This is a genomic window from Bradyrhizobium sp. HKCCYLRH2047 (assembly GCF_051168175.1).
Lineage (GTDB): Bacteria > Pseudomonadota > Alphaproteobacteria > Rhizobiales > Xanthobacteraceae > Bradyrhizobium.
Genome location: NZ_JBNPUM010000005.1, coordinates 11,473 through 33,034 on the forward strand (window position 1 = coordinate 11,473; position 21,562 = coordinate 33,034).

General features: G+C 63.6%; 14 protein-coding genes and 1 tRNA gene. 12 read left to right on the forward strand and 3 right to left on the reverse strand.

Annotated elements, in window-relative coordinates; genetic code table 11:
- Positions 1 to 145 precede the first annotated feature (145 nt).
- Complete coding sequence (locus ACQR1D_RS13275) at positions 146 to 4,807, forward strand: beta strand repeat-containing protein (protein WP_434893892.1); 4,662 nt, start codon at positions 146 to 148, stop codon at positions 4,805 to 4,807.
- A gap of 148 nt (positions 4,808 to 4,955) precedes the next feature.
- Here ACQR1D_RS13275 and ACQR1D_RS13280 read toward each other — a convergent pair whose 3' ends face one another.
- A complete protein-coding gene (locus ACQR1D_RS13280; protein WP_316215803.1) occupies positions 4,956 to 5,870 on the reverse strand; it encodes a septal ring lytic transglycosylase RlpA family protein in 915 nt (304 codons plus the stop codon).
- 926 nt (positions 5,871 to 6,796) lie between these two features.
- On the opposite strand from ACQR1D_RS13280, the gene ACQR1D_RS13285 reads away from it, so the two are divergent.
- From ACQR1D_RS13285 to ACQR1D_RS13300, 4 genes are all read left to right on the forward strand, one after another.
- Positions 6,797 to 6,886, forward strand: a tRNA-Ser gene (locus ACQR1D_RS13285).
- A gap of 186 nt (positions 6,887 to 7,072) precedes the next feature.
- Positions 7,073 to 7,405: a hypothetical protein gene (locus ACQR1D_RS13290; protein WP_434893891.1), complete on the forward strand. Its 333-nt coding sequence runs from the start codon at positions 7,073 to 7,075 to the stop codon at positions 7,403 to 7,405.
- 261 nt (positions 7,406 to 7,666) lie between these two features.
- On the forward strand, positions 7,667 to 10,027 hold the full coding sequence (locus tag ACQR1D_RS13295; RefSeq protein WP_316215801.1) for an AAA family ATPase: 2,361 nt from the start codon (positions 7,667 to 7,669) through the stop codon (positions 10,025 to 10,027).
- Positions 10,011 to 11,363, forward strand: coding sequence for an McrC family protein (locus ACQR1D_RS13300; protein WP_434893890.1), 1,353 nt, complete (start codon positions 10,011 to 10,013; stop codon positions 11,361 to 11,363). The genes ACQR1D_RS13295 and ACQR1D_RS13300 overlap by 17 nt, the downstream gene beginning before the upstream one ends.
- A 173-nt stretch (positions 11,364 to 11,536) precedes the next feature.
- Here the strand turns inward: ACQR1D_RS13300 and ACQR1D_RS13305 are convergent, their stop codons facing one another.
- Both ACQR1D_RS13305 and ACQR1D_RS13310 read right to left on the reverse strand, forming a co-directional pair.
- Positions 11,537 to 12,832, reverse strand: a complete 1,296-nt coding sequence (locus tag ACQR1D_RS13305) for a hypothetical protein (RefSeq protein ID WP_434893895.1) — start codon at positions 12,830 to 12,832, stop codon at positions 11,537 to 11,539.
- Positions 12,833 to 13,231: 399 nt separating this feature from the next.
- Positions 13,232 to 13,876 carry a Spy/CpxP family protein refolding chaperone gene (locus ACQR1D_RS13310; protein WP_434848011.1) on the reverse strand — a complete coding sequence of 215 codons (645 nt, stop codon included), beginning with the start codon at positions 13,874 to 13,876 and terminating at the stop codon, positions 13,232 to 13,234.
- 477 nt (positions 13,877 to 14,353) lie between these two features.
- On the opposite strand from ACQR1D_RS13310, the gene ACQR1D_RS13315 reads away from it, so the two are divergent.
- The 7 genes from ACQR1D_RS13315 (at position 14,354) to ACQR1D_RS13345 (ending at position 21,438) form a co-directional block, all read left to right on the forward strand.
- The gene (locus tag ACQR1D_RS13315; protein WP_315799987.1) at positions 14,354 to 15,694 is read left to right on the forward strand and encodes an ABC transporter substrate-binding protein; all 1,341 of its coding nucleotides are present in this window, start codon (positions 14,354 to 14,356) and stop codon (positions 15,692 to 15,694) included.
- A 124-nt stretch (positions 15,695 to 15,818) separates the two neighbouring features.
- The gene (locus ACQR1D_RS13320; RefSeq protein WP_315799988.1) at positions 15,819 to 16,754 is read left to right on the forward strand and encodes a carbohydrate ABC transporter permease; all 936 of its coding nucleotides are present in this window, start codon (positions 15,819 to 15,821) and stop codon (positions 16,752 to 16,754) included.
- Positions 16,754 to 17,665, forward strand: coding sequence for a carbohydrate ABC transporter permease (locus ACQR1D_RS13325; protein ID WP_316178769.1), 912 nt, complete (start codon positions 16,754 to 16,756; stop codon positions 17,663 to 17,665). Before ACQR1D_RS13320 ends, ACQR1D_RS13325 begins: the two co-directional genes overlap by 1 nt.
- Positions 17,666 to 17,684: 19 nt before the next feature.
- The gene (locus ACQR1D_RS13330; RefSeq protein ID WP_315799990.1) at positions 17,685 to 18,785 is read left to right on the forward strand and encodes an ABC transporter ATP-binding protein; all 1,101 of its coding nucleotides are present in this window, start codon (positions 17,685 to 17,687) and stop codon (positions 18,783 to 18,785) included.
- A gap of 29 nt (positions 18,786 to 18,814) precedes the next feature.
- Entirely contained in the window at positions 18,815 to 19,813 is a 999-nt protein-coding gene (locus tag ACQR1D_RS13335) for a hydroxyacid dehydrogenase (RefSeq protein ID WP_434893889.1), read from the forward strand.
- Between the two features lie 244 nt (positions 19,814 to 20,057).
- On the forward strand, positions 20,058 to 20,468 hold the full coding sequence (locus ACQR1D_RS13340) for a hypothetical protein (RefSeq protein ID WP_316178771.1): 411 nt from the start codon (positions 20,058 to 20,060) through the stop codon (positions 20,466 to 20,468).
- A gap of 178 nt (positions 20,469 to 20,646) precedes the next feature.
- Entirely contained in the window at positions 20,647 to 21,438 is a 792-nt protein-coding gene (locus ACQR1D_RS13345; RefSeq protein WP_315799993.1) for a transporter substrate-binding domain-containing protein, read from the forward strand.
- Positions 21,439 to 21,562: the final 124 nt, after the last annotated feature.

A 21,562-nucleotide genomic window follows, 5' to 3' on the forward strand; every position in this document is an offset into this window, starting at 1 on the left:
CCGCGGCCGGGGTCGACCCGCGGTCTCGGGGAAGCGCAGGGGCAAGGTGCACCTTTTCTCGGTCATGATTGGCGCGTGGAAGACGTCGTTCCAGCGATTTCTGACTCGCTGGTCGTCGGCCGTCAGCAACGTAAGAACGTTGGCGGTGACGACCTTTGTCGTTCTCGCGGCCATGGGCGCGTCGATCTCATCGGCGCAGGCGGTCTGCGATCTGACCGTCAATTCGACCACCGGGGCCACGATCACGTTCAATTCCGTGTCACAGGTCTATCACCTGTGTCTCACCGTGGTTGGCACTCCCAACACCGGAGACGATGCCGTTGTCTACGGCTTGTACTCCGTATCCGGCACGAATGCGAACACCCAGCTGCCCATCGCCGGCACGAGCTCGAGTGCTTATTCCGACTACAGCCCGACGACGAGCAAAGCCAATTACACGCTGCATCCAAGCAGTGGAAACGACAATGGGCAGAGTGCGAATACTGGTCAGGCTCAGATCAACATCACTCTGAACAGCCTGACGGGCGGCGGCCAGGATACGATCACGCTGTTTTATGCGTCAGACTGTAGCGACTTTCTCGTAACCTGCTCAGGCTCCGGAACGGCGCTCACCTCTTGGACCATTACGGTCAACCTGCCCGGCCCCACCGCGACCCAGGCCATCGCGTCGAAAGCGCTGACCGTCAACACCGCGACGACCTCGTTCACGCCGGTCACCGGCTCCGGCGGCACCGCGCCGCTCAGCTATGGCATCGCGCCGTCGCTGCCGACCGGTCTTTCGTTCAACACGTCCACGGGTGCGATCACCGGCACGCCCACGATCACCAGCACCGCGACCACCTATACGGTCACCGTCACCGATGCCAACAGCGCCACCGCCAGCAACACGTTCAGCCTGACGGTCAACGGCGCGGTCACGGCGACGCAGGCGGTCGCCTCGAAGACGCTGACGCAGAACCACGCGACGACCTCGTTCACACCGGTCACCGGCGGCGGCGGCACGACGCCCTACACCTATAGCATCTTGCCGTCGCTGCCCTCCGGTCTCTCGCTCAATGCGTCGACCGGCGCGATCACGGGCACGCCGACGGCCACGAGCGGATCGACGACGTACACCGTCACCGTCACGGACGCGAACAGCGCGACGGCCTCGAACACGTTCAGTCTCGCCGTCAACGCGGCCGTGACCGCGACCCAGTCGGTCGCGTCGAAGATATTGACGCAGAATGCGGCTGCGACCTCCTTCACGCCCGTGACCGGCGGCAACGGCACCCCGCCGCTCACCTACGGCGTGTCGCCGGCGCTGCCCTCGGGCCTCACGCTCGACACCAACACCGGCGCGATCACTGGCACGCCGACCGTGAGCAGCGGTGCAACCACCTATACGGTCACCGTCACCGACGCCAACAGCGCCACGGCCAGCAATACCTTCAGCCTCACGGTGAACACCGCCGTCACCGCGACGCAGTCGGTGAGCTCGGCCACCGTCACCGTGAACACGGCCATCACGCCATTCACGCCGGTCACCGGCGGCGGCGGCACGACGCCGCGGACCTATGCGATCGCGCCGACCTTGCCGACCGGTCTCAGCTTCAACACCAGCACCGGCCAGGTCAGCGGCACGCCGACCGTGACCAGCAGCACGACCACCTACACGGTGACCGTGACGGATGCCAACAACGGGACCGCCAGCAACACCTTCCAATTGACCGTCAACGGTCCGGTGAGCGCGACCCAGGCCATTGCGTCCAAGGCGCTGACGCAGAATACAGCAGCGACCTCGTTCACGCCGGTCACCGGATCGGGCGGCACGCCGCCGCTCTCCTACTCCGTTGCACCCGCGCTGCCGACGGGCCTGACGCTCAACACCTCGACCGGCGCGATCACGGGCACGCCGACGGCGACCAGCGGCGCCACGACCTACACGGTCACGGTGACGGATGCCAACAGTGCCACGGCCAGCAACACGTTCAGCCTGACGGTGAACAGCGCGGTGACCGCAACGCAGGCCATCGCCTCTCGGACGTTTACCGCCAACCAGGTGATCACCGCCTTCACGCCGGTCACGGGCGGCGGCGGCACGGGCGCATTGTCTTATTCAATCTCGCCGAGTCTGCCCGCCGGGCTGAGCATCAACACTTCCACCGGTGCGATCTCGGGCACGCCCTCGACCAGCGCGGCGACGGCGACCTACACCGTGACCGTCACCGACACCAACAACGGAACCGCGACGAACACCTTCAGCCTGACCGTCAACGGCGCCGTCAGCGCCACGCAGTCGATCGCGGCGAAGTCCCTGACCGTGAATGTCGCCGCGACATCCTTCACCCCGGTGACCGGGGGCGGCGGCACCTCGCCGCTCACCTATGGCATCGCACCGGCGCTGCCCGCCGGCCTCAGCTTCAACACCTCGACGGGTGCCATCACGGGCACACCGACCGCGATCAGCACCGCCGCCACCTATACGGTCACGGTGAGCGACGCCAACAGCGCCAGCGCCAGCAACACGTTCAGCCTCACGATCAATGGCGCGGTGACCGCGACGCAGGCCATCGCGTCCAAAGGCCTGACCGTGAATACACCGGTGGCGTCCTTCACGCCGGTGACCGGCGCCGGGGGCACCTCGCCGCTGAGCTATGGCATCGCGCCGGCGCTGCCCGCGGGTCTCACCTTCAATACGTCCTCGGGCGCGATCACCGGCACGCCGACCGCGACCAGCGGCGCCACGACCTATACGGTCACGGTGACCGACGCCAACAGTGCCACGGCGACCAATACGTTCAGCCTGGCGGTCAACGGCGCCGTCAGCGCGACGCAGGCGATCGCCGCGACGACGCTGACCGCGAACCACGCCGTCACGCCGTTCACACCGGTCACGGGCGGCGGCGGCACCGCGCCGCTCACCTATTCCGTCGCGCCGACGCTCCCGGCCGGACTGTCTCTCAATACGGCCAACGGCAGCATTTCCGGAACGCCCACGGTGACCATTGCCGCGACGACCTTCACCGTGACCGTGACCGACGCCGCCAACGCGACCGCAAGCAACACATTCAGCCTGACCATCAATGGTGCGGTGACGGCGACGACGGCCGTGCCGTCCAGCTCGCTGCCGATCAACCAGGCTGTGACGCCATTCACGCCTGTGACGGGCTCGGGTGGTACGGGCGCGCTGGTCTTTGCCGTTTCGCCGGCCCTGCCGGCCGGCCTCAGCTTCAACACGACCAATGGCCAGATCACCGGCACGCCGACGGCGCCGGCGGCAATGACCACGTATACCGTGACCGTGACCGACACCAACAGTGCCTCGGCCAATGCCACCTTCAATCTGTCGGTAGGCCAGCTGGTCACGACGGTCGCGCTGACCTCGTCGCAGAATCCGAGCCAGTTCGGCCAGCCCGTGACGTTCACGGCCACCGTTTCAGCGTCGGGCGGCACGCCGACCGGCACGGTCACCTTCAACGACAACGGCTCGCCGATCGGCACGGTGACACTGGCTGGAGGCGTCGCGACCTTCGCCACCTCAACGCTCGCCGTCGGCAGCCACACGGTCACCGCAAGCTATGCCGGCAGCGCGCTGTTTACCGCGAGCACATCGCCTGCCCTCGCCCAGACCGTCAACGTGCCCGTCGACAGTGTGCGGCTGCGCTCGCTGCAGCAGACGGTCAGCAAGCTGGTGGCGCAGAACTCGGGACAGGCGATCTCCGGCGCGATCGATGACGCGATTGCCGACGGCTTCAGTGATGGCGGTCCGTTCATGTCGCCGGGCAACATGCGCATGCGCTTCAACTTCTCAGCCGATCCACGCGACCAGGACGAGCCGGCGCCGACCTCGGACCGTGCCGCGGCCGGCGGCAGCGACGCCTATTCCTCCATGCTGCCCGGTGCGTCGCAGCCGCGAGGCCGCAGCCGCGGGCGAATCGATGATGCCTTCGCGGCCATCGACCGGGGCGACAAGAAGCAGGCCGCGCCAAGATGGCACGAGCAGAAGGAGTGGCTGCTGTGGGCTGATGTCCGCGGCACCGGTGTCGATCGCTTCGGCACGACCAACAACGGCGGCATCACCCAGGCCAACCAGGTCTCGCTGTACGGCCAGCAGCTCAACGCGATGATGGGGCTGACCTACCGGGCGACGCCGAGCTTCCTGGTCGGCGTGCTCGGCGGCTACGAGACGTTCAGCTACACCCAGCAGGAGATTAACGGAAAGCTGAAGGGCGACGGCTGGACCACCGGCGCCTATCTCGGCTGGAAGATCGTCCCCACCCTGCGCTTCGATGCCGCCGTCGCCTATTCCGGCATCGGCTATGACGGGACCGCGGGGACGGCCCAAGGCAACTTCAGCGGCCAGCGCTGGATGCTGTCGACCGGTCTGACCGGAACCTACAAATTGGCTGGCGTGGTGCTCGAACCCTCGACCAAGATCTACGCGCTGTGGGAGCACCAGAACGCCTATACCGACTCGCTGGGCACGCGGCAGGGCACCAACGACTTCGCCAGCGGCCGCGCCTCGGGCGGCCTGCGTGCCGCCTACCCTGTCGCCTGGCTCGACAGCGGCGTTCTGCTGACGCCGTTCCTCGGCATGTATGGCGACTACTACTTCAACAAGGAGGACGCCAACACGCTCGCCGCCGGCGCGCTCGCCTCGACGCCGCTGCTGCAGGGCTGGTCGGCCCGGTTCACCGGCGGGCTCGGCATCCAGGCGGAGGGTGGTGCCGGCGTCGGCCTCGGTGCCGAGTATGGCGGGATCGGCGGCAACACCCGGGTCTGGACCTTCTCGGCCAGGGCGCGCGTGCCATTCACCGCCCGATAGGCCCCTCCCGGCAGGACTTTTCCCAACAGGACTTTTCGCAACAGGTCTTTTCGCAAAAGGTCTTGGCGGCTCGGTCGAATCGAAACCGCCCCGGCGAGGGACGGCTGGTTCGACGTGCGAGAGCGTATTCCGTGAGCGTATTGCGTGATCAGTACAGGCCGCGGCCGCCGAGGATCTCGCGGGCCTCATCCGCGCCGTCGTATGCGCTGGTCGGCGTCACGTAACGGCCGGCCTGATCGTAGGACACGGCACGCGGATTATCGAGGCTGCGTCCGCGGCTCCGGCTGGAAGCCGACATCTCCGACGTCGCCGCGACCGACGCCAGGTCGGCGGAGGTGTTGCCGAGTGTGTAGGGACGCCCCTCGGGCAGCGGGACTTCGCCGCGAATCGGACGACCTGCGCCAATCTCGGGAACGAACGGCTTGGCGGAGGCGACACGGACCAGGGACGGCGCCGGCGCCGGGATGCCGGTGCGCAGGGTCGCCATCAGCTGGGTATCGTCGGACCCTTCGAGAGGCGCACGGCCGACATATTCGACGCGGACGCGGGCGATGCCGCTGCCCTTGAACTCGAGCAGATCGGCGGCCTTGTTGGAGACGTCGATCAGCCGGTTGCCGTGGTACGGGCCGCGATCGTTGATGCGGACGATGAGCGATTTGCCGTTGGCGAGATTGGTGACGCGGGCGTAGCTCGGCAGCGGCAGGGTCGGATGGGCGGCCGTCAGCGACGTCATGTCGAAGACCTCGCCATTGGCGGTCAACCGGCCGTGAAAATCATCGCCATACCAGGAGGCCAAGCCCTCGGCGCGGTAGTTGGTGTCCTCTTCGGGAACATAGGTCTTCCCGGCCACGGTATAGGGCTTGCCGATGCGGTAGACGCCGCCGCCCTTCGGCACCGGCTCGCCGAATCCGACGACGCGCGGGCTCGACGATACGCCGTATTTCGGATCGACCTTGCTGGCGAACTTGTTGGACGAGGCGCAGTTCGCGACCATCAGGCAGGCGAGGATGGCGACGGCACTGCGCACCGCTCTCTCGACCGGATCTGTTTGACCAATCCCCATCGACCCCAATTACCAATGAGCCGGTCGCAGCCGAGCCATCCCATCAGGCCCCCGCGTCCCGGCTTGTCCCCGAGTCGCATCCCCGCAACTCAATACACAAGGATAACGCAACCCGAACACGGCGGAAATGGGGTGGGCCCCGCCGTGGTTAACCGGAGCTTTCCAGCGGTTGTGACGCGGACGATGGCCGCCCAGGCGTGCACTCCGCTGCGCCACTGTGTTGCGAGTGCACCTTTTTGGACACATATGTTGCGTGAAATCCTCACCTGGGAGTGTTCTCATTTCGCGGGACCTGAATCATTTTGACTGTGCGGGGCTGCACGTCGTTTGCTTCACGTGGGGCGCAACAGGGTGTGTTCGCTATGATCGAAGCAATGACGGCAGTGATGGGCTTGGTTGGCGCCGGGATCTTCCTTGCTCATGCGTTTGAAGGGGTCCGCTCGCGGGCCTGATTCCGGACGGATCGGACAGCCGACGCCATGGTCGGCTCTCGTCCGCTTCGATGTTTGCGTCCGCTTCAATAACGACACTTCAGGAGCATCCCTGAAGCCGGAAGTTTCGACCAGAAGATCATCCAGACCGTTCGTCGCCCGGCCCTTGGTTTTCTCCGGCCGGTGTGAGATCGGACCGGTAGCGCAGCCGCAGCAGGTGGCCCATGCGACACCAAGATCTACGACATCAAGCGTTGCGACATCAGGACTTGCTCTCGGGCAGCTTTCTCGCCCTGGCAGCGCTGAGCACCGCAGTCTTGTGCTCCGGCCTGATGGCCTTTGCGCTCAGGTGAGCGTGGGCTTTGAGTTGAGGCCGTCCTGGCAGGCGTGAATGCGCCGTTGACGAGCCGCAAGCCCGCACCCTAAACAAGGATCGCGTCGATCCCGCGCCGCCGTGGCGTGGACGTCGCCGACGTCCCGGACACGACGCCGGATGGAAGGGTGGCCGAGTGGTTTAAGGCACCGGTCTTGAAAACCGGCGTGCCCGCAAGGGTACCGTGGGTTCGAATCCCACCCCTTCCGCCAGTTCAGAACAGAAGTGGCACGCCGCCTGTAGCCGATTTTATCCCTGCCTCGCCGGCGAGTGTCCGCAGCAAATTCCCCTTCGATCTATGGGCGAGAGTGCGACCCAGCTCGCAGCGGTAGCCGCCGCCAGGAAGGCGGATGCGTTCACGGGCTTCCTTCGCGAAGGCCGCAATATGAGTGAGGGCGATGGTGGCTCCGAACCCCTCCCCACTTGGCCGCGCGCCGGGCGTCGACCTGAGCCGGGTCGCGAGTGGCCTTAAAGGGCGATCTGCTCGCGGCGACGCTCGGCGCGGTCCCGACGAGCGTGGCACGTGGGGAGCGCGCAAGCGAACAGCGTTCGACGGCGCGGATATTGTGTTTCTCGACCCGGACAATGGCATCGGCGCGGATAGCGAGAAGCAAGCCACCCTCTCCGAAATTCGTTTGCCAAGGAAGCCCGACGGGGCGATCGTCTTCATCACCTTTCCCGGCAGAACCATGCCGCATGACGCAATTCTTCGGCGACTCCACGAAGGTTAGCTGGAGAAGCTGATGCAGAAAACGTCATTTAACCTCGACGCCGAGCTGATTGCCGCCCGCAAAGCTTCGCCAAGGCGTTCGCAGCCATTCAACCAGTCCAAGCTGTGCTGGATGGTATCAAGTGAGTGTTCAGCGAGGCATACCACGGCCGGTGGCGGCAGCCATAGAGCGCGAGCAGGTCGGATGATAGATTGGATCAACGGCGTACCAACGGAGCCGTTGGTTGCAAGGTTGAATGCCGAATGAGATGGACAGAACCGCATGAGCGCAGCAATTCTTGAACCGCATATCATTAATGATCTGAAAGCTGTGCTTAGCCATGGCGTCGCTCCCGGCGAGTTGCTGACGCCCTCGCAGATCGAGCAGCAGACCGCGCTGTTCCGTGATCGCTTTGGACCGGCCGTACTGCGCGAGCTTGACGGTGAAGCCTTGCTGCGTCGGATGCATGGGCGCCTGAGTGGTGAAACTCGGTGCTTGGCCTATTGGCTGGAATTCAAGAACGATGATGAGTTTTCCGGCAACCAATTTGGCGGCATCGGTGGTGGATCAGCGCTAAAATTTGGCATCTACCAGCGCCAGAGTGACAACGCCTGGATGACGGGGTCGCCGAAGGCACAGAACGTCCTATCCCTTGAGGACGCCATCGACTTTGCTCGAAAACAGAGAGACCAATTGGTGGCTGGGGCTGATGTATTGTCGGCGCTGAGCGTTGGCGATACGTCGGATGAGACGTACGCCAAACTTCAAGCTGCCATGGAGAAGGCCGCTCCAAAACTGGCGCATGATGGATGGGCTCACAAATACTGGTTTCTTATCTGTCCTGACAGGATCGATGTTTACCATAGCCCTCGTTATCAACGATTTCACCTCTTCAAAATTCTGCAAATGCCTCCCGATGGGGTCGGCATCCTAGATGGCAGTTCACCGCGCTTTATTTGCGCGGGACGTTTCATTGCTGCCGCGCGGGAACTCGGGGTGCCGGTCACAACACTCAACGCCATCCTGAATCGGCGGGATGGTGCCTTCCACCGCTATTGGAAGGTGGGCACTACGGAAGGGAGCGAAGGCGGAAGCCACTGGGCAGAAATGCGTGATGGTGGGTTCGTGTCCATCGGTTGGTCTGAGCAAGTGCCCGATCTGTCAGAAACGATTGGTCAGGACAAGACAACCGCGAAAAATCGAATCCGAGACTTTCTGCTTCCCGTCTACCCTACCAACGCGGGTGTCGCATTTAGAAAGGCGGGGGAGATACTTAATTTCGTGCAAGAAATCTCAGAAATGGATTTCGTGCTGGCATGCGAGGGGCAAACCGTACTGGGCGTCGGGAAAGTTCGCGGGCCTTACGAGTATGACGGCGGCCTAGGCTTCCCGCACAAACGCCCTGTTGAGTGGCTTACCCTCGACTCCTGGCGAATGCCAGAACAAGAAGGACCCCGGACGACGGTTTTTGAACTCGGCAGGAGCGCAGCCAACCTGCTTGAGCTTGAGCAGCGGCTATCCTGGAGAAGTCCTGCGCCTGCCACCGCACCCACGCCGCGTCTAGTTGTGCCTGCCGCGGAAACCGCACCCATGCTGCCGCTTGATCCATTTGCCGCACGAATTGAAGCCATTCTACGACGCAAAGGCCAGGTGATATTGTATGGCCCGCCAGGCACGGGTAAGACCTATCGCGCATTGGCAGTCGCTAACGAACTCGCCGCCCGCCATGCGTTCAGAAAGAGCTTTGTGGATCTGACCGAACCTGAGCGCGGGACCGTCACCGATGGCGACGGGCTCGTGCGCGTTTGTACCTTTCATCCCGGATGGGGTTACGAGGACTTCATAGAGGGTCTGCGGCCTACAACAGTTAATGGCCAGATGGTTTTTGAGCCGCGTGACGGCATCTTCAAGCGGCTCTGCGCAGACGCGGCCAAGCAATCTACTAGGAACTTTTTCCTTGTCGTGGATGAAATTAACCGTGGCGATCTCCCGAGAATATTTGGAGAGCTATTGACGACGATCGAGTACGATAAAAGGGACCGGCAGATCACACTGCCGGTCACTGGGACATTGTTTTCCGTGCCGAAGAATGTCTTCATCATCGGCACAATGAACACGGCTGACCGTTCCATATCAATAATGGATACCGCGCTCCGGCGGCGTTTCGGTTTTGTTGAGTTGATGCCCGAGAGCAATTTGCTGGCTGGGCGGAAGGCGGGAGGGCTGCTGCTCGGTGCGTGGTTGGATGCACTTAATGCGAGACTTCGCGTCTACCTCAAACGGGACGCCAGAAACCTTCAAATCGGTCACGCCTATTTAATGCCACCGCAGCCCATTACCTCGGTAGCAGAGTTTTCTCGCGTCTTACGAGACGACATCATCCCTCTGCTTGAAGAGTACTGCTATGATGATTTTGGGATGCTCAGAGATATACTCGGTGGTGAGTTGGTCGACGTGGAATTCGGACGAATTCGAGAAGATATATTTGGCCAGAACCGAGAAGGGGATCTAATTCAGGCCGTATCATTCGAGGAGATGCAGCCTCTGATAGTTGATCAGGATCCGGTTGATAGCGCGTTGGCGGGCGAGCCTTCTGATATTTCCTCCGACGACAGCGAGGGTGACGATGAATCCGCGCCCTGATAGGACGCGGTCCTTCGTTGTCGAGCTAGCGGAATGGGACCAAACGGGGCCTGCGCAGGACGCCCGCTTAAGAGGCTATTCTCTGGCGGATGATATGGAGGCCCGCCGCCTGGTCGAGACGCTGCGTAACCGGCTGGATATCCGCGAAGGATACGACGGACTCGAAATCACCAGCACGTCCTTCGTCGGCCGCGTGGACGTTGGGCCGCTTTGCATCGCAATTGGCCCAAAACTTCCCGCGATGCCGCTGGCACGACTGCTGCGATATGCTTATGGGTTACGTGACGTCGCTACGGTCAAGGAGACAAGGTCGCCTACCACCCGACACGGTCTGCACGACTTGCTGGTTGCGTTGCTCGCGGCGGAGGTAGAGGAACTGCTGCATCGCGGTCTGGTCCGTCAATACATTCCATTGTCTGAGAAGCTGGAAAGCCCGCGTGGCCGGATTCTGATAGATCAAATGATCCGTGAAGGAGGCGTAAGAGAGGCTCGACTTCCCTGTAGGCACTTTGAAAGGCGTGGTGATTGGCATTTAAATCAGGTTTTGCGAACGGGCCTTGAGGCTGGAGCGCGACTGACCGAGGATCGGAATCTTCGACGGCGCGTGCATCAACTGTCGTCTATGTTTGAGGATGTCGAATATTTGGCGAACCTCCACACTGACGATATAGACCGAGCCGAACGTGAACTTACCCGCTTGACTGCGGCCTGTCGGCCAGCGCTGACGATCATCCGGCTACTACATGACATGCTGGGCATCTCTTTCGATTCTGTGCAGCCCGCAAGCCGAATGCCCGGTTATCTGTTCAACATGAATGTATTCTTCCAACGTCTTCTGTCCCGGTTTTTGCGCGACAATCTTGCCGGTGTGCGCATCGCGGACGAACTAGCGATCCGGAACCTGTTTGCGTACGCGCCCGACGCTAATCCGAGGCGACGTCGCGCTCCGGCACCGCGTCCGGACTACGCTATGTTCTATGGCAATGCGCTGCACGGGTTCCTCGATGCAAAATATCGCGACGTTTGGGAACAGGGGCTACCAGCAGAGTGGCTGTATCAACTTTCGATATACGCACTTGCCTCGCCCAGCGAAGTTGCTGTGCTGCTGTATGCCTCGATGTCTACTGAAGCACATGACGAACGCGTGGAAATTCGCCAACCCGTATCGTGGTCCAACAGGCGGCCGGCGTCGGTCATCTTGCGTCCAGTGCCACTAGGCTACCTCACCGAACTTCTCGACCCCGATAGAGCAAGGAATTTGGCTAACGAGCGGCGGCGCTTGGCACACCAATTGATTGCGCCCAAAACTCGTAACGACTACCCGCTCGCGTCTTAATGGTCGTGTCTCATCGCTTTTCGTCCCATGGTGTCGCTCATAGGGCTATGGCGTAGGCATAGTACTCATCTTCATCGAGCGTGGCCCGCCAAATCTTCTTCCATAAGGCCGCGAGCGCGCCCGCAGCCTCCCCTGCTCAGAGCCCCCGAGCCCAGTCGAGCACTCGACTGCGCTCAATGGCTTGCTTGCCGTGCGCGGTGGCCGTTCACCGCGCCGGCCGTCTCGGGCGGCACGCCGACCCGCTCCATCAGTTCGCGAACGTCGCGGATGCGGCTGTCGAGAAGGCCGTGCACCTCGGTCAGCGTCCAGCGCAGCTCATCCACCGCGCCCGGTGCCGCGTCGGGAAAATGCGAGAGATGATAGATCATCTCGTTGAGGACCTGCCGCAGCCCGTACAGGTCGTCATGGGCGAGCTTCTGGACGTCGAGCTGGCCGAGCAGCCGCTGCACGAAGCTGCGGCGATCGGGCGGCACATGGCGCAGATCGACGAACCGGTTGACGTGGAAGGCGCGCGGCGCCTCGGCGCTGCCGGCCGCGTGCGCCAGCGCGAGGCGCACGCTGTCCGCGTTGAGGTCCTCGGTATCGACGGAGAGCGTGTTCGGGAACAGGCTCTTGTGCCGTTCGATCAAGGCGTGGGTCTTGTCGTAGTACCAGCCGAACTTGTCGGCCAGCGACAGATCCATCCATTGCTGCTTCGACATCTCTCCGAAGTGGACAGCGGTCGGACGCTTGCGCTGCGCGGCCGGCGAGTCGGCGTAGTAGAGGTGGTTCTGCGGCGACAGCGCCGCATTCTCAACCAGGCTTGCGATGCACGCCGCCCGGTCGCGCCGGCGCAGATGCACCAGCGTGACCTGGTCGCCGAGGAGCTCGGCGATGATCGGCAGCACGGCCGCATAACCGTTGCCGACGACGCAGGCATGGGGGCAATCGAGGATCGTCTGACGAATCTGATCCGCGAAGCTGGGATCGTTGGTTTCCTTGAGCTGGCAGAACAGCTCGTTGAGCTCGCTCGACGCCCATTCGTGCACGGCCCTGTCGCCGTTGCCCTGGTTGTCGAACACCTCCTGCATCATCCGCGCGAGCGACGTCGTGCCGTCCCGGCCGGTGCCGACGCACAGCACCCGCAGCGCGGAAGGCGGAGAATTCCTCAAGGCCACGTCACGGCGATTGCCGGAGGGGCGCGTCGCTCCATTGTCCGAGACCACGGCCGGACGCTGGCGCGTCAGCCGGCGAAGCTCCGCGGATGCCGCCTCCCACTCCAGCCTGTAGCCGTCGCGCTCATCGCGCAGGCGGCCCATGATCACGCCCCTCTCTTCGGTGATGCGCCTGTACCGCTCGGACTCATCCTTCGCGGCGATCAACTCCGCTTGCAGCGCATCGACGAAGCGTTTCACATCCTCATCGAGGCGGCTTTCGGTGCTGGCGGTGCCAATCCCCAACCGGCCCTCGATCCATCGGCGCAGTCGCACTCTCGACAACAATCATCCTCCAAGACATCGAGCCGAACGGCCTGCTGATCGTCTGCCGTGCGATCGCTGCTGCGAATCAGCACGCCTGCGAAGACCGCCTTGCCGGCTCCGGCTCTCTACGTAATACAATTGCAATGTACATCAAAATGCGTCGCAGTTCGGTTGCAGAAGCAGCGCTGATGGGCCGGGACGTTGCGCGAGCACCCCGCTCGTGCTCGATAAATGTGCACGCCGCTGGAGCCTGCTTTCTCCCGGTCAGGCCGTCAACGCGACCAATCGTCATTCTTGGGGTATTAAAATACCGTAGCGCGGTGCGGCCGCGGTGATCATGCGTCACGGCGTGCCGCAGGCGCCGCTGCTGCCAACGGACACAGCCGCGGCGACGCCAACTCCGTCGAGCTAGTCCAGTCCGCGCTCGCGACTGAGCCGCACCATCTCGTCGATGAAGATCTGCTTCTGCCTGTCGTCGAGGCTGGTGAAGAGCGGCTCCGACGCGTCGGCCACGGCGCGCTGGTCGGCGGCGCGGTCGACCAGGAACTGAGCCTCGTTGCGCATCTGCTCGACGATGTCATCCGGCGGGTCGCGCTTCGACCGCGCGATGCGCAGATCGAGCCTGTCAGCGCCGTTGCGGCCGAGCGCGTGCATCGCATTGGCGAACGGACCCCAGTTCTTCGCCTGCTCTTCCGTCAGGTTCAGCCCGGTCTTCAGCCGCTCGACATTGCTGTCGCTGTTGGCGACGATCTGTTCGGCCGTGAGTTGCGGGGCGCCTGGCTGCGTCAGCATCGGCGTCGCCTTGGCGACCTTGCTCGTCTTCGCCGGCTTGGAAGGCTTCGCCTTCCTGGCCTCGGCCGGCGGTGCCGCGGGCTGCGCACTCTGCTGGTCGTTGTTGCCGGTGAACGCCCCGGTCACGCCGGTGACCACGCCGACGACACCGCCGATCGCGCCACCGAGCACACCGCCGACCGGGCCTGCCGCCTTGTTGCCTTCGCGCGCGCCCTGCTCGACGCCCCTGAACAGGCCCTGCGCGGCAGACTGACGCGGCAGGCCCGCGAGGCCGACGAGGCCCACTGACACTCCTATTGCGATGCATCCGAAAGACCGGCGCCAGATGCCGGCGGGGCTCGTCATCATCAGTTCATGCTCCGTGCAACACGTCCGACCGTCTCGCGCGTTGCCGGTCGTGACGGCCATGATTCCAACGAATTCTATCGTTGCCGCGCCGCGCAAGTCCATCTGTCGCACGCAGTGCGATGCATCCAACGCGTCCAGCTACATCGATTCCTGTTCTGCCGTGACGCGCTTTGCGCTGCAGCGCTCATCGTTGCGATGCAATCAGTTGCGAGACCTGCGACGATTGTGCCCGCCATTAGTTCTAGGATTCGCTCCACCTGCTTTCTCGACAGCCGCTCGCAATTCTGCTCTGATTGCACCCAAGCGAAATCCATGCGTCGCATGACGCGACGCAGCAACTAACAAATCGGATTCGCACCCAAACGCTTGGCTCACCAGGGAGGGAACGCCATGTCACGGAGGAAGCTGAACCGCCGACAATTCGTTGCTGCGACCGCTGCCACCTCGGCGGTCATGATTGCCGCGCCCTATGTGCGCGGCGCCTACGCGGCCGGCAAGCTCTCGATGGGATTCTGGGACCATTGGGTTCCCGGCGCCAATCAGGCTTCGACCGATCTCGTCAACGAATGGGCTGCCAAGGAAAAGGTCGAGGTCCAGATCGACTACATCACCAGCCAGGGCAAGAAGCTCGAGCTCACCATTGCTGCCGAGGCGGCGGCCGGTTCGGGCCACGACATTCTCGCCCATCCCACCTGGTGGCCGCAGGCCTATGCCAATCAGCTCGAGCCCGTCAACGACATCATGGAGCCGATCGTCAAGGAGAATGGCTCCGTCAACGGCACCGTCAAATATCTCGGCCAGGCTGGCGGCAAATGGCTCGCGGTGCCGGCCTGCGTCGGCAGCCAGATCAAGGGCCCTTGCACCCGTATCGATCTGATGAAGAAGCACGCAGGGATCGACGTGCAGGAATTGTATCCCGCCGGCAGCCCGCCGAAGGCCGACAGTTGGACCACCGAGACGTTCCTGAAGGCGGCGGAGGCATGCCACAAGGCCGGCGTGCCGTTCGGCATCGGTCTCGGCGAGACGACCGACAGCGTCGATTCCGCCGGCGCTTTCTTCCAGGCGTTCGGCGCCGATCTCGTCAACGCCAAGGGGGACGTGACGGTCAAGACCGATGAAGTCCGTCAGGCGCTGGAGTTCTACAAGCGGCTGATTGCCGTGCTGCCGCCCGACGTCGCGGCGTGGGACGACGCGTCCAACAACAAATGGCTGGTGTCCGGCAAGGGCGCGATGATCATGAATCCGCCGAGCGCCTGGGCGGTCGCCAAGCGCGATGCGCCGCAGGTCGCCGAGCAATGCTGGACGCACGGGTTCCCGGCGGGCCCGAAGGGACGCTTCGCACCCTTCCTGCCGTACTTCTGGGGCATCTGGGCGTTCTCGAAGAACAAGGAAGCGGCCAAGAGCCTGATCGTCCACCTCTCGAAACCGTCTTCGATCGAAAAGATGGTAGTGGCCAGCGGCGGCTACGACCTGCCGGCCTACGAGAAGCTGACGACGCTGAAGGTGTGGGCCGAGGCGGCGCCGCCAAAGGGGACGCTGTTTCACTATCCCAACCCCTATAATCACCAGACGCTGTCGATCGCAGCCTCCCCTGCTCCGCCCAAGATCGCGCAGCAGATCTATGCACAGGCGACGATGACCAAGATGTGCCTGCGCTACGCCCAGGGCGAGAAGATGGAATCGACCCTCGCCTGGGCCGAAGGCGAGTGCGAAGGCTTCATGCGCAGCTGAGGCATGCTCGAAGCAACGCAGGCGGTCCGCCTCGGCAGGCGGGCCGCCCCCTTTCACCTCGTCAGTGTTTCCCATCCAGTGAGGACCCCGCCTTCGCAGGGGACATCACGAGGAGCCCTTTCTCATGGTTGATGCCGCCATCGGTGAAAACGCCGTCGCCCGCCCCCGCGCGGCCCGTCGCAATGGTCTGCACAGGGCGCTGAAGCGGAAATCGACCGCCGCTTTCCTGATGACGCTGCCGCTGATCCTGCTGATCGTGCTCCTGGTCGTCTATCCCGCCCTGTATTCGGTGCATCTGGCGACCCTGAACAAGTCGATGCAGCGCTTCGTCGGCTTCGGCAATTTCGAGTTCCTGTTCAAGCGCGACACGTTCTGGCTGGTCGTCAAGCAATCCTGCATCTTCGCGATCACCGCCGTCGTCTTCAAGGCGCTGATCGGCTTCATCGTCGCGCATTTCGTCCACAACATCCCGGCCAAGGGCCAGCGCAAATGGCGCGGCATGCTGCTGGTGCCCTGGGTGATTCCGCCGGCGATGAGCACGCTGGCCTGGCTGTGGCTGTTCGACCCGTCCTACAGCGCCTTCAACTATACGCTGTCGTTCTTCGGCATCGGCCCGATCCCGTGGACCGGTGATGCCGCCTGGGCGCGATTCTCGGTGATCCTGGTCAACGTCTGGTACGGCGCGCCGTTCTTCATGATCATGTACCTGGCCTCGCTGAAATCCGTCCCGGACCAGCTCTATGAGGCCGCGGCGATCGACGGCGCCAATTGGTGGCAGCGGATCTGGTACGTGACCCTGCCGATGATGCGCAACATCATCGCCATCACGACGCTGTTCTCGCTGATCGTGACGTTCGCCAACTTCGACATCGTCCGCATCCTCACCGCCGGCGGCCCGCTCGACAAGACGCACATCTTCGCGACCTGGGCGTTCCGCGTCGGCATCGAGGGCAGCGACATTCCGCTCGGCGCCAGCGTCTCGCTGTTCATGGTGCCGATCCTCGCGGTCGCCGCCATCTTCATCCTGCGCGACGTCAACAAGCGGGGGAACGAGTCCTGATGAGCACGATGACCGTCGACAAGGCCGGCCCGACCCGCACCGTCAAATATGGCTCGATGAGCCGCGACCGCGCCTGGGCGCTGCGCTGGTCGTATTTCTTCCTGACGCTGTTCGCGATCTTCTCGCTGGTTCCGCCGCTCTACATGCTGATCACCTCGCTGAAGGGCAGCGCGGAGATCTCGGCGGCGACCAACCCCTGGTGGGTGTTCCACCCGACGCTGGAGAACTATGTCGGGCTGCTCACCTCGAACCAGTTCCTGCGCTTCTTCTTCAACTCCGCCATGGTCTCGATCATCGTCGTGATCATCACCATGCTGATCAGCATTCCGGCCGCGTTCGCGCTGTCGCGGATGAAGTTCTGGGGCTCGGCGACGCTGGCGACCGGGGTATTCCTGACCTACCTGATCCCGGACAGCCTGCTGTTCATTCCGCTGTTCAAGATGTTCGCGCTGGTCGGCGACGTCACCGGCATCCAGTTGATCAATCGCTGGTACGTGCTGCTGTTCATCTATCCGACGCTCACCGTGCCGTTCTGCACCTGGATCATGATCGGCTATTTCGCCTCGATCCCCAAGGAGCTCGACGAGGCCGCCATCATCGACGGCGCCTCCTGGCTGCAGACCTTGACGCGGATCTTCATTCCCGTCGCCCTGCCCGGCCTGATCGCGGCGACGATTTTCGCCTTCACCGTCTCCTGGGCGCAGTTCCTGTATCCGCTGGTGTTCACGACCTCGACCGACCAGCTGGTGCTGCCGGTCGGCATCGTCACCACCCTGATCAAGGGCGACGTCTTCAACTGGGGACAGATCATGACCGGGGCGCTGCTGGGCGCGGCGCCGCCGCTGATCATCTACGCGTTCCTGATGGACTACTACATTGCCGGGCTCACGGCCGGCGCGACCAAGGGCTGAGGACGGGAGTTGATCACACATGGCTGAAGTGAGCTTGCGCAAGGTCGTGAAACGCTACGATGACGTCGAGGCCGTCCGTGGCATCGATCTCGACATCGCCGATCACGAGTTCGTCGTGCTGGTCGGCCCGTCCGGCTGCGGCAAGTCGACGACATTGCGGATGATCGCAGGGCTCGAGGACATCTCCGACGGCGACATCACGATCGGCGGCGACGTCGTCAACGACGTGCCGCCGAAGGACCGCGACATCGCCATGGTGTTCCAGAACTACGCGCTCTATCCGCACATGACGGTGGCCGAGAACATGTCGTTCGGGCTGCGGCTGAAGCACTATCCGAAGGCGGAGATCAAGAGCCGCGTGGCGGAGGCCGCGCGCATGCTGGATATCGCCGACCTCATCGACCGCAAGCCCAAGCAGCTCTCCGGCGGCCAGCGCCAGCGCGTCGCGATGGGCCGCGCCATCGTGCGCAATCCCAAGGTGTTCCTGTTCGACGAGCCGCTGTCGAACCTCGACGCCAAGCTGCGCGTGCAGATGCGCATCGAGATCAAGAAGGTGCACCAGAAGGTCCGCACCACGACGGTCTACGTCACCCACGACCAAGTCGAGGCGATGACCCTGGCCGATCGTGTCGTGGTCATGAACAAGGGCCGCATCGAGCAGATCGGCACGCCGAACGAGCTGTACCACAATCCGGCGACACGCTTCGTCGCCGGCTTCATCGGCTCGCCCGCGATGAACTTCGTGCCATGCCGGCTCGAGGAGGCCAATGGCCGGCTCCACATCCGCCTCACCGATCGGATCGCCTTTCCGCTGCCGCCCGCGCGCGCCGCGCGCTATCAGTCCGTGTCACGGAATGAGCCGCTGCTGCTCGGCATCCGGCCGGAGCACATCACCGAGACCAAGCCGCATGCGGAGCCTGGGATCGAGCCGTTCGAGGCGCTGCTCGACGTCACCGAGCCGATGGGCATGGAGACGCTGGTCTACTTCACCCTCAATGAGACGCCGGTCTGCGGGCGAGTCAACCCCAATGCCGGCGCGCGGGATGGCAGCCCTCTGCGCATGGCAATGGACCTCAACAACATGCACCTGCTAAACGAGGCGACCGGGCTCGTGATCTGACGAGCACCAGGACGATTCAAGGGCAGGACATGACCACCAGGACGGCAACCAACAAGAACAAGATCCTCGTCACGGAATCCTTCTCGGCCAAGGGACGCGCGCTGCTCGCAGCGCGCGACGACGTCGAGATGATCGAGTTCCCCAACTTGATCTCGGCTGCGGATTTCTCCGTGCTGCTCGCCTCCCATGCCCCGGTGCATGGTGTGGCTCTCGGTGCGACGCGCTTCGGCGAGCCGGAGCTCGTCGCTGCCGGCGACATGAAGGTCGTGACCAGGATCGGCGTCGGCTTCGATGCGGTCGACGTGCCGGCGCTGAGCCGCCACAAGGTGCCCTTGATGGTCGCGGGCACCGCGAATTCGCCGTCGGTCGCCGAGCAGGCGCTGTTCATGATGCTGACCTTGGCCAAGCGCGCCAACGAGATGCATGCAATGGTCAAGGACGGCACCTGGGGCTCGCGGCTCGGCGTGCTGCCGTTCGATCTCTACGGCAAGACCGTGCTGATCATCGGCTTCGGCCGCATCGGCACCCGCACCGCCAAGCGCTGCCTGGCGATGGAGATGCAGGTCCTTGTCTACGACCCCTACAAGCCCGCGGCCGACATCACCGCCGCCGGCTGCGAGCCGGTGACCGACCTCGACGCCGCGCTGCCGCGCGCCGATTTCGTCAGCATCCATTGCCCGAAGACGCCCGAGACCATCGGCCTGTTCAATGCCGCGCGTCTGCGGCTGATGAAGCCGACCGCCTACCTCATCAACACCGCGCGCGGCGGCCTGGTCGACGAGGCCGCGCTGTACGACGCGCTGGTGTCCGGCCGCCTCGCCGGCGCCGGCCTCGACGTGTTCGAGCAGGAGCCGCCGCCGGTCGGCCACGCGCTGCATATGCTGCCCAACGTGATCATGGCCCCGCACGTCGCCGGCGTCACCCGCGAGGCGGTCGACCGCATGAGCGAGCAGACCGCGCGCAACATCCTGAGTGTGCTCGACGGCGAGCCGATTCGGCAGAACGTGATCAATCAGGACGTGCTCTGAATCGCGGGCTGGCGCCGTCTCGCGCTGATACTTGTGCTCAGTGCTCGAATGATCATGGCCGGGCTCCATCCCGGCCATTCACGTTTGGAGACGAGCCGGCTGAGTCGAACGCCGTCCTGCGGGGATCTTCATCCACCGCTTTGTCGCCCAAATTTGAACGCAATGTTGCATCTCGCCCAGACTTCGCTACAACTGCAGCTATTGGCGTCGGCGTTTGCGCGCGTCAGTAGGAACAGAGGCGATCATGAGTGTTGCGACGGAGCACGCGCTCGCAACGATAGCGAGCATCCTCGACAAGCCGGAATCTGCGAAGCGTGACGACCGGGCGAGCGCGCCTGTTCCCAACTCTCCAGCCAGAAAGGCCACGGGTACGGTGGTCTCATTCGATCAGGCCGACGGCTACACCAAGATCGGTCCCGGCCCGATCTCTGCGATCCGCTTCCGCTGGACCGCGCGGCGCGGCGAGGACGGCTACTATGTCGATGAGACCGTCGGGCCGACCTCGATCGCCGTCAGCAGCGGCCCGATGACGGCCGAAGCCGCCATCGACATGGTCGACACCCGTGCGCGCGAGGCGGCAGAGCGCTTCGAGGCACTGAAGAACGAGATGACCGGCAAGGGTGCGTTTGCTCCGGTCGAACCCGGCCGGACCTAGCGCTCGGTGGCCGCGCATCGTTGAATGATGCGCGGCATTGCTTGGTGGACCAGGAGGCTCGACCGCTGGCGGCGGCCGTGAGCCGATCCGAACGATGCGACCGCCGCCTGCCCCTCGTCCCGCGACACCGCTTCCTGTAAGAAGACCCTCGTCCCACTCAAGCCGAGGTGTCGCAATCATGGGGTTTTTCGATCGTCCGCTGTCCGTCCTGACCGGGCTCGTCCTCGTCTGCAGCCTTGCCGTGCCGGCGGCCGCGGACCAGGCCTCGCGGCTCGACGAGATCGTGCAGCGCGGTAGCTTGCGGGTCGGCATGACCGGTGACTACAAGCCCTTCACCTATCTCGACAAGGCGACCGGAAAATTCTCCGGCTTCGACGTCGACATGGCCGAGTCGCTCGGCAAGGCGCTCGGCGTCAAGGTCGAGTTCGTACCGACGAGCTGGCCGCAGCTCATGAAGGATTTCGAGGCCGACAAGTTCGACGTCGCCATGGGCGGCGTGTCGATCACGCTCGACCGTCAGAAGAAGGGCTACTTCTCGACGCCGATCATGCGCGAGGGCAAGACACCGATCGCCCGTTGCAGCGACACCTCGAAGTACCAGACGCTGTCCGACATCGACAAGCCCGGCACCCGGGTCGTCGTCAATCCGGGCGGCACCAACGAGCGCTTCGCCCGCGCCAACATCAAGGCCGCCGACATCCGCGTCCACACCGACAACGTCACCATCTTCGACGAGATCGCCAAGGGCGACGCCGATTTGATGATGACCGACGCCTCTGAGACGCGCTACCAGCAGAAACTGCATCCTGGTGTCTTGTGCGCCGTCCATCCAGAGAAGCCGTTCGACTTTTCGGAGAAGGCCTACTGGCTGCAGCGCGACGTGGCGCTGAAGGCGTTCGTGGACCAATGGCTGCACATCTCGACGGAGAACGGCAGCTACCAGGCGATCTACAAGAATTGGTTCGAGTAAATTCTGACGAAGCTGACGGGATGTAGGCTGAATATGCAGCGTTCGATGAATTAGGCAGACTCTCTGCAAGTGCCCCGTGAGAACGTCGGATCGAAAAAGTTAAGGCTTGGCGGAAAACGAAGCA